This is a genomic window from Niveispirillum sp. SYP-B3756 (assembly GCF_009495745.1).
GTDB lineage: Bacteria > Pseudomonadota > Alphaproteobacteria > Azospirillales > Azospirillaceae > Niveispirillum.
Genome location: NZ_WIDQ01000002.1, coordinates 271,789 through 286,217, shown reverse-complemented (window position 1 = coordinate 286,217; position 14,429 = coordinate 271,789). Strand labels below are relative to the sequence as shown.

At 63.2% G+C, this 14,429-nt stretch carries 19 protein-coding genes; all 19 read left to right on the top strand.

The features are described 5' to 3' along the window. Positions 1-56 precede the first annotated feature (56 nt). The 19 genes from GE253_RS05255 to GE253_RS05170 all read left to right on the top strand — a co-directional run bounded on the left by GE253_RS05255 (position 57) and on the right by GE253_RS05170 (position 14,352). The gene (locus GE253_RS05255) at positions 57-371 is read left to right on the top strand and encodes a helix-turn-helix domain-containing protein (RefSeq protein WP_153203092.1); all 315 of its coding nucleotides are present in this window, start codon (positions 57-59) and stop codon (positions 369-371) included. 67 nt (positions 372-438) lie between these two features. Beyond that, positions 439-948, top strand: coding sequence for a hypothetical protein (locus GE253_RS05250; protein ID WP_153203091.1), 510 nt, complete (start codon positions 439-441; stop codon positions 946-948). Next, complete coding sequence (locus GE253_RS05245; RefSeq protein WP_153203090.1) at positions 945-2,861, top strand: transposase domain-containing protein; 1,917 nt, start codon at positions 945-947, stop codon at positions 2,859-2,861. Before GE253_RS05250 ends, GE253_RS05245 begins: the two co-directional genes overlap by 4 nt. A 31-nt stretch (positions 2,862-2,892) precedes the next feature. Beyond that, positions 2,893-3,894 (top strand): AAA family ATPase, encoded by a 1,002-nt coding sequence (locus GE253_RS05240; protein WP_153203089.1) that lies wholly within the window; start codon positions 2,893-2,895, stop codon positions 3,892-3,894. Further along, a complete protein-coding gene (locus tag GE253_RS05235; RefSeq protein ID WP_153203088.1) occupies positions 3,894-4,088 on the top strand; it encodes a hypothetical protein in 195 nt (64 codons plus the stop codon). Before GE253_RS05240 ends, GE253_RS05235 begins: the two co-directional genes overlap by 1 nt. A 39-nt stretch (positions 4,089-4,127) precedes the next feature. Beyond that, entirely contained in the window at positions 4,128-4,706 is a 579-nt protein-coding gene (locus tag GE253_RS05230; RefSeq protein ID WP_153203087.1) for a host-nuclease inhibitor Gam family protein, read from the top strand. Between the two features lie 9 nt (positions 4,707-4,715). Beyond that, the gene (locus tag GE253_RS26025) at positions 4,716-5,087 is read left to right on the top strand and encodes a hypothetical protein (protein WP_211101350.1); all 372 of its coding nucleotides are present in this window, start codon (positions 4,716-4,718) and stop codon (positions 5,085-5,087) included. Between the two features lie 120 nt (positions 5,088-5,207). Beyond that, positions 5,208-5,918 carry a DUF2786 domain-containing protein gene (locus GE253_RS05220; protein WP_153203086.1) on the top strand — a complete coding sequence of 237 codons (711 nt, stop codon included), beginning with the start codon at positions 5,208-5,210 and terminating at the stop codon, positions 5,916-5,918. 1 nt (position 5,919) lies between these two features. After that, positions 5,920-6,216: a hypothetical protein gene (locus GE253_RS25775; RefSeq protein ID WP_173012510.1), complete on the top strand. Its 297-nt coding sequence runs from the start codon at positions 5,920-5,922 to the stop codon at positions 6,214-6,216. A gap of 1 nt (position 6,217) precedes the next feature. Then, positions 6,218-6,904, top strand: coding sequence for a regulatory protein GemA (locus GE253_RS05215; protein ID WP_173012509.1), 687 nt, complete (start codon positions 6,218-6,220; stop codon positions 6,902-6,904). Then, positions 6,897-7,307, top strand: coding sequence for a hypothetical protein (locus tag GE253_RS05210; protein WP_153203084.1), 411 nt, complete (start codon positions 6,897-6,899; stop codon positions 7,305-7,307). The genes GE253_RS05215 and GE253_RS05210 overlap by 8 nt, the downstream gene beginning before the upstream one ends. An 80-nt stretch (positions 7,308-7,387) precedes the next feature. Further along, entirely contained in the window at positions 7,388-7,894 is a 507-nt protein-coding gene (locus GE253_RS05205) for a hypothetical protein (protein ID WP_153203083.1), read from the top strand. Between the two features lie 52 nt (positions 7,895-7,946). After that, positions 7,947-8,372 (top strand): hypothetical protein, encoded by a 426-nt coding sequence (locus GE253_RS05200; protein WP_153203082.1) that lies wholly within the window; start codon positions 7,947-7,949, stop codon positions 8,370-8,372. A 10-nt stretch (positions 8,373-8,382) separates the two neighbouring features. Continuing rightward, positions 8,383-8,688 carry an ArsR family transcriptional regulator gene (locus tag GE253_RS05195; RefSeq protein WP_153203081.1) on the top strand — a complete coding sequence of 102 codons (306 nt, stop codon included), beginning with the start codon at positions 8,383-8,385 and terminating at the stop codon, positions 8,686-8,688. Further along, positions 8,688-9,227: a phage protein Gp27 family protein gene (locus tag GE253_RS05190; RefSeq protein ID WP_153203080.1), complete on the top strand. Its 540-nt coding sequence runs from the start codon at positions 8,688-8,690 to the stop codon at positions 9,225-9,227. The genes GE253_RS05195 and GE253_RS05190 overlap by 1 nt, the downstream gene beginning before the upstream one ends. After that, positions 9,224-9,946 carry a DNA methyltransferase gene (locus GE253_RS05185; RefSeq protein WP_173012508.1) on the top strand — a complete coding sequence of 241 codons (723 nt, stop codon included), beginning with the start codon at positions 9,224-9,226 and terminating at the stop codon, positions 9,944-9,946. The genes GE253_RS05190 and GE253_RS05185 overlap by 4 nt, the downstream gene beginning before the upstream one ends. Further along, the gene (locus tag GE253_RS05180; protein ID WP_211101349.1) at positions 9,943-11,571 is read left to right on the top strand and encodes a hypothetical protein; all 1,629 of its coding nucleotides are present in this window, start codon (positions 9,943-9,945) and stop codon (positions 11,569-11,571) included. The genes GE253_RS05185 and GE253_RS05180 overlap by 4 nt, the downstream gene beginning before the upstream one ends. Next, positions 11,568-13,133 carry a DUF935 domain-containing protein gene (locus GE253_RS05175; RefSeq protein WP_153203078.1) on the top strand — a complete coding sequence of 522 codons (1,566 nt, stop codon included), beginning with the start codon at positions 11,568-11,570 and terminating at the stop codon, positions 13,131-13,133. The genes GE253_RS05180 and GE253_RS05175 overlap by 4 nt, the downstream gene beginning before the upstream one ends. Further along, on the top strand, positions 13,120-14,352 hold the full coding sequence (locus GE253_RS05170; protein ID WP_153203077.1) for a PBECR2 nuclease fold domain-containing protein: 1,233 nt from the start codon (positions 13,120-13,122) through the stop codon (positions 14,350-14,352). Before GE253_RS05175 ends, GE253_RS05170 begins: the two co-directional genes overlap by 14 nt. Positions 14,353-14,429: the final 77 nt, after the last annotated feature.

Here is a 14,429-nt window from a genome sequence, read left to right as displayed (position 1 = left end):
AGATACGAACCCTCAAAGAAAGCCGGCTTGGCAGAGCCGGCTGGAAAGTGGAGCCAATGGCTAAACGACACAAAGCCGCAGACTGGCACCCGGCGGATATCAAGGCGGCGTTGGCGAAGGCTGGATATTCGCTGGTCGGCCTAGCCCGCGAAAGCGGCCTACCCAATCATGCGTGCCGCCACGCCCTGCGCCTTCCGTACCATGACGCGCAGGCCGCCATTGCCAAGGTACTGAAAGTACGCCCCGAGCAAATTTGGCCGTCGCGTTATGACGCTTCCGGTTTGTCCTTACATCCCCCCCGTCGTCTTCATGGGCAGCACATTAACACCGTTAATGCCGCTGATCCGCTTCAAAACATGATGGCCGCGTGAACACCCATCTTCGGCAGATGCCGAAGAAATGCGGGGTTCAATCAGATACGATTGTAGGTGTTCGATCATGCCAAGCCAACGCGGCAAAAGGTATAGGCGCGCAAGCGCCGCCGATAACACCCAGGGCGACCTGTTCAAGATGGTGGAAGCGGCTGAACAAGTTCCGGTGCCCGCCGAACCGTCGCGTCAACCCGCCTCCCTGGACCTGACCAGCCGTATCCGGCGGTGGACCAACGAAGCCATTGAACAGTCTGTGTTCAGCCGTCCGCAGATTGCCGAAATCATGTCCGACCTGACCGGGCGCGCCATCACCAAGCCCATGATCGATACATGGACCGGCGAAAGCCGCACCAACAGGATGCCGGCGGAACTGGTTCCCGCGTTCTGCGTGGCCGTGGGCAACGCACATCTGCTGCAACAGATGGCCGCTGTTATGGGTGCCCTGGTGATGGATACCCAACAGGCCCGGCTTGCCCGGATGGGGCAATATGCGCTGATTACGGTGATGGCCCAGGAGCAGATGCGCGCCTTGGCCGATAATTTGCCCCCCCTGCCGATGTTCGGGGGGCGGTCATGACGGACAAGGAATGGTTTAGCGCCAGCGCCTTAGCGGCATTGAAGCTACCGGGATTACCTACCAGTGAGCGGCGATGCCGTGACCGCGCCATTTCTGAGGGCTGGAAGGCGCGCACATCTTCGTTGCGCGGCGGCGGCAAAGAGTACCACATTGACAGCCTTCCGGCCCCTGCCCAGACATGGCTGCGCCGTCAAGCCGAACCCAAACAGGAGCCGGCCACCGTTGAAAGCGCGGTGCTGTGGGCGCATTTCGAGCGCTTGCCGCAGCAGCATAAGGACGAAGCGGCCAGCCGCCTGAAGGCGGTTCTGGAATGCGAAGCGCTGGCGGCATCCATCGGTGCCAGCAAGGCGGAAGCGCGCACGGCGGCGGCATATGGTTGCACGCCTGTCACCCTGCGCCGCTGGCGTGCCGCCGTGAAGGGCAAGGCGCGGGCGGATTGGATGGCCATCCTTGCCCCCCGCTACAGCGTTCAGGGCCGCACCCCAAAGGACATTCCAGCGGAAGCATGGGATATCTTCCTTGCCGATTATCTGCGGCTGGAAGAACCCACGGCGACCGCCTGTTACGAACGGTTGTGCCGCATCGCCAAGACGAAGGAATGGGGGGGGCCGCTGCCTTCGTGCAAGACGTTCCTGCGCCGCGTTGAAAGGGACGTGCCGGAAGCGGTGCGGGTGTTGAAGCGGGAAGGCCGCGAAGCCCTGGACCGCCTGTTCCCGCACCAGGAACGTGACCGCGCCGTGTTCCGCGCCATGGAGGCGGTGAACGCAGACGGCCACAAGCTGGATATCTTCGCCAAGGCGGACGACGATGTGGAAGGCAAGCATCCCTTCCGCCCGCTGATCCTGGCCATTCAAGACCTGTTCAGCGGCATGATCGTTGGCTATCGGCTGGCCGATGCGGAGAATGCCGAAACGGTGCGGCTGGCCTTTGGCGATGCGTTCGGCAGATTTGGGCCGGCGGACGACGTGTACCTGGATAATGGGCGCGGATTTGCGGCCAAGTGGATTACCGGCGGCACCGTGTCGCGCTTCCGGTTCAAGGTGAAGCCGGAAGAACCCACGGGCTGCCTTGTCGCCGCCGGTTGCCGCATCCATTGGGCAACGCCCTATCGTGGGCAGGTGAAGCCCATTGAGCGCGCATTCCGCGACCTGTGCGAATATATCGCCAAGCATCCCGCCTTTGCGGGTGCCTATACGGGCAACCGACCGGATGCGAAGCCGGAAAATTACGGTTCCCGCGCCATCCCCATGGCGCTGGTGCGGGAAATCGTGGCGGTGGAGATCGCCGCCCATAATGACCGCCAAGGCCGCCGGTCTGCCACCTGTGGGGGCCGCAGCTTTGCCGAGACCTTTGCCGCCAGCTATGCGGCGGCGATGCCCCGCCGCTTGACCGATGAACAACGCCGTCTGTTCTGGCTGGCGTCGGAACGGGTGACGGCGGATGCGATGGACGGTGCCGTCAGCATCTATGGCGCGCGTTACTGGCATGAAACGCTGACGGAATATCGCCGTCAGAAGCTGACCATTCGGTTTGACCCGGAAAACCTGTCTGCCGGGGCTGCGCTGTACACGATGGACGGGCGGTTCATCTGTGATGCCAGCCTGATTAACCGGGTGGCGTTTAATGACACCAGCGCCGCCAAGGAACTGGCGCGTGAGAAGAAGCGCTTCAAGGCTGCCGTCCGCACCCAGGCCGACGCCTTGACCCGGATTGATGCCTTGACCGTGGCCGCGATGCTGCCGGGTGCGCCAGCCCCGAGCGATGCCCCGGCGGCCAAGGTGGTTCGGCCCAAGTTTGGGCGCGGCCAGAAGCCGACCATCAACCAGGAAGATATCGATGCGCGCGTCAACGCGAGCATCACCCGCCTTGCTGACCAGCACGAAGCCAAGATGCGCCGGAAGCTGCTGGCCTGATCCCCAACCCGTCCTTTGAAGGAGCCTATCCATGCCCCGCGATGTTGATGTGATGCCCGCCGTGACTGGTTCCGACCTGCGCGCCCGCGTGCGCCAGACCATGGCCGCCACGGGTGGCAAACTCTCCCAGGCTGAAGTGGCCCGCCAAGCCGGCATCCCGGCGTCTACCCTGTCGCAGTATCTGAACGACCGCTATCCGGGTGATGTGGCGGCGGTAGAGGTGGCCCTGAACCGGTGGTTGGATACCCAGACGGTCACGGCGGAAGTTACGGAACTGCTGCCGGTGCTGCCGTCCTTTGTGGATACGCCCACGTCCCGCCGCATCGTGGCCGGGCTGGCCTATGCCCAATCCGCCCGCAATATCACCATGGTTTATGGTGCTGCCGGGGTGGGGAAGACGCGCACCATCCGCCATTACCGTAAGAAGCACAGCAATGTGTGGGTGGTGACGGCAAGCCCGATGCGTTCCAAAACCAACCCGCTGTTGGATGCCATCGCCACCGCCCTTGGCATTGTTGATGGTCGCCGTGATCCGGCCAGCCTGAGCAAGGCCATTATCGCCAAACTGGCGGGAACCGGCGGGCTGCTGATCGTGGATGAAGCACAGCATCTCTCGGACGGTGCCCTTGAAGCCGTGCGTTCCATCCATGATGCAGTGAATGACGATCTGGACGATGACGACGCGGGTGTTGGGATGGCGCTTGTCGGCAACACCGTCCTTTACACCCGCGTTCGCGGCCAAAAGCGCACCTATGATTTCGCCCAGGTCACGCGCCGTATAGGCAAATATGTGCGCTTGGACGGCCCGACCGACGCGGATATCCAGGCCATTGCCGCCGCCTTCAAGCTGGATGGGCGGGACGAACTGGATATCGCCCGCGAAATCGCGCGGCGCCCTGGTGCGCTGGGGTTGCTGGAACAGACGCTGAAACAGGCATGGCTGATGGCCGCCGGGGAAGTGCCGCCGTGCCGGCCCACGGTTGAGCATATCCGCGCCGCGTTCGCTGACCTTCAGCGGGATGGGGAACTGTGATGCCCCATCCTGCTGACACCTGCCCTTACCGCCTGGGGGAGAAGGTGACGCTTCCCCGTGAAGATGGCCAGCCCATTACCGGCACCGTCGTTGTTTACAGCCCCCTGCCGGATGGCCGGTGGAAGGTTGGGCTGCAAGCTGCCACCGGCCTTTGCCACGGCATCGCCCAGGGCGTGCGTTCGAACGCCCTTTGAAACCCCTTCGAACATTCTTCAAATCCTGAGGAAAGACCCATGACCAAGAAGCGTACCCGCGTCACCGCTGCCATGGCTGGCGTACCTGCCGATCTGGAAGCGGCGAATGCCCTGGTGGGCGAGATCGGCACCCTTCAGCGCCAGATTGACCGGATCGACCTGGACCTGTCCGAAGCGGTTGCCGCCCTGAAGAAACAGGCCGGTGACGATGCCAAGCCGCTGGCGGATCAGGTGAAGGCCAAGGTCGCGGCCCTGATGGCCTTTGCCACCGCCAACCGGGAAACCATCATCCCCGCCGGGCGCAAGAGCGTATCGCTGTCACAGGGCACCATCGGCTTCCGGCTGGGCAACCCCACGGTGAAAATCGCCAAGGGGCAGGATGACGCCGTGGTTGCCACGTTTGAACGGCTGGGTTTGGGGAGGCTGCTGCGGCGTGAGGTGAATATCGACAAGGAAGCCATCCTGCGGGAGCCGGGCACCATTCAGGGGCTGGCCGGGATTGGGGTGGCACAGGTGGAAACCTTTTATGTGAAGCCCCTGGACGTGGCGTCTGAACAGGCCGTGACAACCAGCACGGTAACGGACCCGGCGCGCCTTCAGCCCGCCGATGCGGCATAGGGGACGGCCATGCTGACCTGTCCCGTTCCCGGTTGCTGTCAGCCCCGTTCGGTTGGGGCACTGCTGTGCCCCGCCTGTACTGCCACCGTGTCACCCTGGTTGATGCGGGCGGCGGACAGGGCGTTTGCGGAATACCAGAAATCGCCCACGGCGCTGGGCCAATTGCAACGCTGCAACCATCTGGTGATTGAGGCCGCGCAGGTGGCCGTGGTCGCCAACGCTGATCCCGCGCTTCCCGCTGGCCGTTCCTGCGGTCAATGCGTCCATTGGCGTCGGTGCAGTGCCCTGATCCAGGACATGAAGCCGGAAAGCACGGTCTGCGATTTCGCGCCGTCACGGTTCCGGGCTGCCCCGCCAGCGCCGGCCCTTGCCGCCGGCTGAGACGCCGCAACCGGTTTCGGTGCGGCTTGGGTTGGGGTGGCGGATCGTGCTGTACGCCCTGGCCTTTCTCCCCCTTCACATCGTCGTCACGGCTGTAATCGCCGTGCTTGGAGGTGTCCTTTGACACACGATCTTGATTCGATCCGCCGCCGCATCCGCGCCCTTCGTGCGCTGACCACGGAAAATGGCTGCACGGAAGCAGAAGCCATGGCCGCTGCTGCCAAGGTCATGGCGTTGATGGCTGAATATGGCCTGGATCAGGCCGCCATCGATGCGCCCGAATGGCAGGAAGAATGCGCACCCACCCAGGGGCGCAGCGGCCCGCAAGATGACCTGTGGTTGATGATTGCCCATGTCTGCCAATGCAGCGCCGTCTTCCGCCACGGCGTCGGCCCCCGTCAGGTGATCTATCTGGGGCGGGCACCCTGGCCGGAAGTGGCGACCTATCTGCACCAAGTCTGCTTTGGGGTGGTGGAACGGGCGTCGGCGGGCTTTCGTGCCGGGTTGGAATATCGGCGGCTGCGCAAGCCGCACACCCGCGCCAAGGCGCGGCGTTCGTTCACGGAAGGTCTGGTGGACCGACTGGCGGCCAAGGTGCTGGATTATGCCCGCCGTCATCTTGGCCCTTTGAACAAGGCCGCCACCCTGGCCGCCCATGCAGAAATGGGCCGCCGTTACCGCCTGCAATCATCACGGCCCATCAAGGGGGCAGGCCTGTCGCGGCGTGCCCGCGATTTCCGGGCAGCCGGTTCCGCCGCTGGCCAGACCGTCAGCATCAACCCGGCGGCTGCGACTGGCCCGCGTGCCCCTGCCTTGCTGCCGGGGGCGTGACATGATGGACCTTGCCTTGATCCTGACCAAGCTGCGTGGCCATCCAAGCCAGAATGACATAGCGGAATGCCGCCGCCTGTTGGTGGCCCATATGCGCGGTGCCAGCGATGCGGTTCCCATGGGGCGTGAACAGGCGGCCCGGCTGTTCTTGGATGCGGCGGCGGTTCTGGCGGCGCACGGTGCCAGTGAGCCGGATCTGCGCGACCTGTTGGAAGATGAAGGGGGCTGCCTGCATCGGTCGGGTTGCCGCCGCCAGTCCGCAGGCTTGGCCACCTATGCCAGCCATGGGAGGGCTTGACATGTACAATCCCTACCCCGCCATGCAGAAGGCTGTACATGCTTGCCGCCGCCATGTGGCCAGCCTGTCGGATGATGATGCATGGCGTGATTTTCTGGCCCTGCATGGCGGCCATCGCAGCACCAAGGATATGAACGTCACGGCGCTGGGCAAGGTACTGGACGCCCTGCACCAGGCGGGTGCCCCGGCATCACCAAAGGCAAGGGTTGCCCGGCCAACCCCCACCAAGGATCAGGATGGGGTGATCCGTGACCTGTGGCACCAGCTTTGGACGGCGGGCGGCACCGACGATGCCGGGGAAGCGGCCCTTGCCGCCTGGGCCAAGCGGATCAGCAAGGTTGATGCGCTGGCTTTCGCGCGGCCAATGCAAAAGCGCATCATGATTGAGGCGCTGAAAGACTGGCTGCGGCGCTTGCCGGCCGACCCGGTGGCACCGCTGCGGCTGGCCGCGCGCGGCCCGGATGGCCGGACTGATTTTGTGAAATTGTGCGATGGGTTGTGGAATGCACTGGCGCATAGCGGTGCGCTGGAAGCCGGCATTCTGGCAGACCCTGGCACATGGTTGAAGCGGCAGGGCTTTGGCGTCTCCGCGTTCCTATGGCTGGATCAGGGGCAAGCCCGCGACGCCGCCAAGCTGCTGGCTGGCTGGCTGCGCAAGGCCACGGGAAAGGAGGCCGCCCATGTCTGACCAAGCGCCCCCGACTGAACAGGATGTTGAACAGGAGATCGACACGACCGGCTGGCCGGCCCGCCTGCTAGATGTGGCGGAAGAAATCGGGGCTGCATCGGCCCTGTTGCTGGTTGAGAAATTTGCGGGTATCAGCCTATACGTTCCGACCGAACGGGAGTTGGCGCGTTCCCATCTGTTGGTGCGCGAATTGGGTTGGGATAAGGCGGTTACGCTGTGCCGGGCGCGTGGGGGCGAGCATATTGAAGTGCCCACGCTGTACTATGCCAGGGCCAAAAAAGCCGCTATCGTGCGGGCGATCGGCAGCAATCGCGCCATTGCCATGAAGTACCGCGTCACAGAAGCCTATGTGAGACGGCTGCGCCGCCACCTGTTTGAAGACAAACAGCGTTCCCTGTTCTGACGGGGAAACCCGTATCGGCGGAAGTAACCCTGTGATTAAGCGAGAATGACCACCATCAATCCCTTGATGGTGGTCATTTCATGTCTAATGCTGTTCTTCTCATGCAGGCCGCCATCCGGCCCGCCCTGATGCATCTGGCCGAAGTGCCCGGCTATGAGCGGCTGCATTCCCCCGCCGCTGAAGAAATCCTGCTGGGCATAGCCGCTGCGGAAAGCGAATTGCGCCACAAGCGCCAGACCGGTGGCGGCCCTGGGCTGGGATATTTCCAGATTGAGCCGGCCACGCATGACGATGTGTTGCGCAACTTCGTCAATCTACGGCCCGACCTGAAGGCGGCCCTGGACGCGCTGCTAGTGCCGGCCATGCCCCGCGACATGCAGATTGCCACCAATGACGCCTATGCGGCGGCGGTGGCGCGTCTGGTGCTGTGGCGGGCGCCCGCACCCTTGCCCCGTCAGGGTGATGTGCAGGGTTATGCTGCGTACTGGAAGCAGCATTACAACACGGTTGCAGGCAAGGGCACCGTTACGCACTTCCTGGACTGCTGGCATCGCCTGATTTCCCCCGTGCTGGCGGGGGTGCGGTGATGCTTTTTATTGCCACCGGCACCCTGTTGGGACGTCTGAGTCGGGGCCGGTGATGGATTTCACCTTGCCCCCCTGGATCAGCCCCGCCCTGACCTTCACCAGCGCTGTTCTGATCCCGCTGGTCCTTTACGTTCGCAAGCTGGCGAAACAGGTCGATGCTGCCGGCTTTGCCAGCAAGTCCGACTTGGATGAGCTTAAGAAAGTCACGCAGGACGCCGATAAGCGGCTGGCCGGCATCGAACATGACCTGGAACACGCACCGGTAGCCGCTGACATGCGCGCCTTGTCTGACCGGCTGGTCAAGATCGAAGTGGCGTTGGAACAGGTGCCGACCACCGCCGCCCTGCATGACCTTGGCTTGAAGCTGGAACGGCTGGCCGGGGCCATGGAAGGCCATAACAACATGCAGGGCGAAATCCTGAACATCGTCCGTCGCCACGAAAACATCATCGCCACCGCCGCTGCGCGCGGCCATTGAGGGGCATTCCATGGTTAGCTTGTCATCCATCGCCGATGTGTGGCGCGAACATCTGCGGCTTTCCATCCTGCGCCTGTTGCGGGAAGCGCCGGGCCGCCAACTAAACGACAGCCTGATTACGAACTCGGCCCATCGGCTGGGGATCAAGGCGACGCGCGACCAAGTGCGGACGGAACTGCATTGGCTGGAAAGCCAGGGCACCGTCCGACAGGAGACTATCGGCGGCCTGGTTGTGGCCGACCTGACAGAGCGCGGGGCCGAAGTGGCGGCTGGTTTGGCCCGCATTCACGGTATCGCCGAGCCGAGTGCCCGTTAATGGCCCGCAAGTCCACCATCGACAAGCTGCCACCCAAGGTCCGCGAGTTGATCGGCGACCTGCGGGAAAGTGGCTGCACCATCGACCAAATCCTTGCCAAGCTGCGGGAATTGCAGCCTGACGTGACCATTGCCCGGTCCACGTTGGGGCGGCACATCCAGGAATATGACGCGCTTGGCCAGGAGTTGGCGAAGTCCCGGCAAGCCGCCGAAGCGCTGGCCGCCCAATTGGGTGACAGCGGGGCCGGTTCGGTTGCCCGCCTGAATATCGAAATCGGCCATGTGCTGCTGCAAAAGCTGATGTTCACCGATGGCGAACTGACCTTCCTGGACCCGCAGGAAGTCATGATGGTGATGAAAGCCATCCAAAGCCTGACCAGTGCCGCCAAGTCCGACGCGGATCTGCGCGCGGCGCTGAAGAAGGAACTGGCCGCCCAACATCTGGCCGATGTGGAAGCCGCCAGCGCTGGCACCAGTGCCGGCATGAACAGCGAATTGATCGGCGCGCTGAAGGTCAAATGGCTTGGGGTGAAGGCATGAACTGGTGTCGTGTGGAGCGCATCGGCAATGCCACCCTGTACCTGGGTGACAGCGAAGCCCTGCGCCATCTGCTGCCGGCCCATGATGCCCTGTTGTGTGATCCGCCCTATGGGATCGCCGTGGCAACAGATATCGGCGCAGGCGATATCCGCCGGGCGGCCTTTGCCGGTGATTTCACCCGCCGTCAGAAGGGCTATCGCCCCATCAAGGGTGATGATCGGCCCTTTGATCCAAACCCCTGGCTATCCGAGCGTCCGACCCTGTTCTGGGGTGCGAACTACTTCGCCCATCGGTTGCCGGCTGGCCGTTGGCTGGGCTGGGATAAGCGGGAAGGACTGAAGCCCAATTGCCAGTCCGACATGGAACTGGCTTGGACCAACGTGCCCGGCAACACCGTCCGGCTGCATCGGCAGATGTGGAGCGGCATGGTGCGCCGTGGCGATTTCTGGCGCTGCGGCCAGCATGGCAGCCGGCGGGAACACCCCACGGAAAAGCCGGTGCAACTGATGGCGTGGTGCATCCGCATGATGCGCCTGAAACCGGGTGCTGTGATCCTGGACCCGTACATGGGCGTGGGCACAGCCGGGGCCGCTGCCGTGCTGATGGACCACCCTTACGTCGGGGTGGAATGCGAAACCCGCTATTTCAACGCGGCGTGTGACCGGCTGGCGCTGGTGCAGCGTGACCCCGCCGCCTGGGCCGGGAAGCTGGCGGCATGAAAGCGGCCAAGTCCACCCACAAGCTGCACACGCCTGCGGCGCACAAGATGCCGGAAGCCGGCCCGGCCGGGCTGGCCAAGCACGCGGATATCGACCTGCTGCTGAATTATCAGGCCGATCTTTTCAACAGCGTGTCAGAATTTGCCCTGCTGGCCATCGAGAAGTCGCGCCGCATTGGGTACACCTGGGCCGCCGCCGCACTGGCCGTGCTGACGGCGGGTGCCACCAAAGAAGCCGGTGGCATGGACGTTCTGTACCTTGGCCCATCGCTGGACATGGCGCGCGAATTTATCGACACCTGCGCGCAATGGGCGCTGTTGTTCAAAGACGCCATTGGCACCTGCACAGAGGTGCAGCCGTGCGAGCTGTTTGACGATGGCGACAACCCTGACAAGGCCATCAAGGCTTTCCGTATTTCCTTTGCCAGCGGCAAGGAAATCATGGCCCTGACCAGCAAGCCGCGCTCCCTGCGCGGGCGGCAAGGTCTGGTGATCATTGATGAGGCCGCATTCCATGACGATTTGGACGAGGTGCTGAAGGCGGCGCTGGCCCTGTTGATGTGGGGCGGCAAAGTCATCGTGATTTCCACCCATAACGGCGACAAGAACCCCTTCAACCAGTTGATTGGCGATATCCGGTCCGGGAAAAGGGATGGCGGCGTTGTCCGGGTAACGCTGGAAGATGCGCTGAAGGACGGTCTTTACCGCCGTATCTGCATGGTGACGGGGGAAGAATGGTCCCCGGCCGCTGAACAGGCTTGGTTGCGGAAAATCTTTGGTGCCTATGGCGATGCGGCCAACGAGGAACTGAACTGCATCCCCCGCGCCAGCGGCGGGCGGTGGGTTGCACGATCCGTGCTTGAAGCCTGTCAGGCGGAAATCCCGGTACTGCGCTGGGCTGCCCCTGAAGGCTTTGTGGATTTGCCCGAAGACACCCGCCGAAACACCATTGGGGAATGGTGCCAAGCGAAACTGTCCCCCATCCTGGAAAAGCTGGACCCGGCCCTGACAAGCGCGCTTGGGCTGGACTTCGCCATGGAGGCCGACCTTACCGCCATCGTGCCGGGACAGGTTGGCCGGGACTTGGTTCGACGGCCCGCCAGCGTGGTGGAATTGCGGCAATGCCCGGTGGATCAGCAGCGGCAAATCCTGTTCTTTATTCTTGATCGCTTGCCGCGCCTTTCAAAGGCGGTGCTGGACGCGGGCGGCAATGGCGCGGCCCTGGCGCAATTCGCGCGCCAGCGGTACGGGCCTGAACGGGTTGAAGAACTGAAACTGTCAACCGAGTGGTATCGGGTGAACATGCCGCCGATCAAGCTGGCATTGGAAGGCCATTCGCTGCTGCTGCCGAAAGACCCGGATATCATCGCGGATTTCGGCTTGATCGAGTTGGTGGACGGGGTGGCCAAGGTGCCAACCAATGCCAGAACGAAGGGCACAGATGGCAAGCCCCGGCATGGTGACAGTGCCGTTGCCACCTGCCTGTTCCATTACGCATCGCAGACCGAAGCGGCTGAATACGAATATCGCGGCATCAAGGGCGGGGCCAAGGCGCGGCGCAATGCCCTTGATGAAGATGACAGAGATGACCGCCGTGGGCGGCGTGGCAGAGGGCGCAGAAGATGAACCCGGTACAGCGACTTTTGGTGTCGGCTTCCAACGGGCTGCGGCGGGCGGCGGGGCTGGTGACGGATCAGGCCAAACCGGGCCTGACGGGGGTGCGCAATACCCAGTCCGGGCACCCGGCTGCCAACATCACGCCTGAGCGGCTGGCATCCATCCTGCGGGCGGCGGAAGAAGGCGACATGCTCGCCTATCTGGAACTTGCCGAGGATATGGAGGAGCGCGACCTGCATTATGTGGGCGTGCTGGGGACGCGGCGACGGTCTGTCAGCCAGCTTGACCTATCGGTGAAGGCCGCCAGTACGAATGATCCTGCACACAAAGCCCATGCCGATCTGGTTGCCAAATGGCTGGACCGCGACGTGATGCAGGCCGAATTGTTCGACATGCTGGACGCCATCGGCAAGGGTTTCAGCGTAACGCAAGTGCTGTGGGATACCACGGGCGGCCTTTGGTTGCCGCGTGAACTGCGGTGGACCGACCCGCGCTGGTTCGAACTGGACCAAGCCGACATGCGCACCCTGCGGCTGCGCAATGATCGTGGCGGGGCCGATGATCTGGCGCCCCATAAATGGATTGTGCATGAACATAAGGCCAAATCGGGACTTCCCATTCGGGGGGGCTTGGCCCGCGCCGTGGCCTGGGCCTGGATGTTCAAATCGTTCACCGTCAAGGATTGGGTGGTGTTCCTGGAGGTCTATGGCCAGCCCCTGCGCATTGGCCGCTATGGGCCGGAGGCCAAGCCGGAAGACCGCGACGTTCTGTTTGACGCGGTGATGAACATCGCCAGTGATTGCGGGGCCATAATTCCCAAGTCGATGGAAATTGAATTCATCAAGGCGGAAGGTCAGCAATCAAACGCGGCGATGTTTCAAGAGGCAGCCGACTGGTGGGACCGGCAGGTTTCCAAGGCGGTTTTGGGCCAGACGACAACCACCGACGCGGTGTCTGGTGGCCATGCGGTGGCGCAGGAACATCGGCAGGTACAGGAAGATATTGAACGCGGCGACGCCAAGCAGCTGGCGGCGACGCTGAATGACACGCTGGTCAGGTGGATTATCGACCTGAATTTCGGCCCGCAGACCGCCTATCCGCGCATCCGCATCGGCCGGCCGGAAGCGGTTGATGCGCGGCTGATGCTGGATGCCGTCACCCAGCTGGTGCCCATGGGGCTGCAAGTCGATATGGGCGAAGTCCGCGATATCATCGGGCTGCGGGCGCCGGCCGATGGGGCGATGCTGCTGAAGGCCCCAGAAGTGCAGCCCGCACCCGGCTTGCACGCGGCCGCTGCGCCGGAAGCGGTTACGGCCACCACCGCGCCGATGGCCGAGCGGCTGGGGAAGGAGGCGGATCGGGCGGTTTCGGCCATGGTGGCGGCGGTGAAACAGGAATTCATGGCCGCCGGCAGTGCGGCCGATTTCCATGCAAGGCTGGCCAAACTGCGCCCTGCGCTGGAACAGCATATCGGCACCCTTGCCCCCATCATGGGCGATGCATTCGCGGTGGCACATCTGGCCGGCCGCTATGCCGTGGTTGAGGAAGGGAAAGAAGATGGCGACGCCTGAACCTGAGTGGGCGTCACTGCCCTTTGATGAAGCCATCGACTATTGGCAGCAGAAGGTCCGCCTTCCCACCGCCCGTTGGAATGACCTTCAGCACGGCGCGCATGTGCGCGGGTTCAGTGTCGCGGGTGCGATGGTGGACGATCTGCTGGCCGATTTTCAGGCAGCACTGACACCCGCCTTTGAAGACGGCACAACGCTGGCCGCCTTTCGCAAGGACTTCGATAAGATCGTTGAAGCCCACGGCTGGGAATATAATGGAGGGCGCAATTGGCGCAGCCGCGTAATCTATCAGACCAACCTTTCGACCGCCTATTCCGCTGGGCGCTATGCCCAGATGACGGACAAGGATGTGCTGAAACATCGGCCCTTCTGGCGGTATAACCATTCCGACGCGCTGCACCCCCGCCGGCTGCATCTGAGTTGGGATGGCAAGGTACTGGACGCCACGAACCCTTGGTGGGCAACCCACTATCCGCCCAACGATTGGGGTTGTGGGTGTTATGTCACTGCCCTGTCACAGCGCCAGTTGGAGCGGATGGGAATGACGGGGCCGGATAAGGCCCCCGACGATGGCCCGCCCGTGACGTGGCAAGACAAGGTAACGGGGGAGAAATGGCTGGTGCCGCCCGGCATCGGCCCCGGTTGGGCCTATAATCCCGGTCAAAGCTGGTTGCATGGCACGATGCCGAAAGAGTTGGCAAAGCCCCTGCCGGCATCGGCGGGTGTACGACCTGACAACCTGCCCCCATTGCCGCCGCCCCATGCCGTACCGGAGGACCGCACCCTGCCGGCCGGCCAGCCCGATGAAGCCTATGTGACTGCCTTTTTGGATCAGTTTGGCGGGGCTATCGGGTTGCCCGTGGTGTTTCGGGATGCCAGCGGGACAAGGGTTGTGATTAGTGATGATCTGTTTCGGATGCGCGATGGAACCCTGAAGGCCAGCAAGCGCGGGCGGGCAACTGGTCTTTTGCTGTTGGCCGATGCCATCCGTGACCCGGACGAAATATGGCTGGACTGGTTCCAGGCCAAAAGCGGCGACGTGATCCTGCGGCGGCGTTACATCCGCGTGATTAGCGGCACTGACGGTGAAGCCCCATTGCTGAGTGTGTTTGAATGGTCCGGCGTTGGTTGGTCCGGTGTAACTGGTTTCCCCGCTGCCAACACCAATTACCTGGAAGGCCAGCGCACGGGCGCCCTGATCTATCGCCGACCGAATTGAAAAAGGCGGGGCCATCGGCAGCCCCGCCTTTGCCAACCAGCACCTACGAGGCCGCCGACGGCTCGGTACTGATCAGA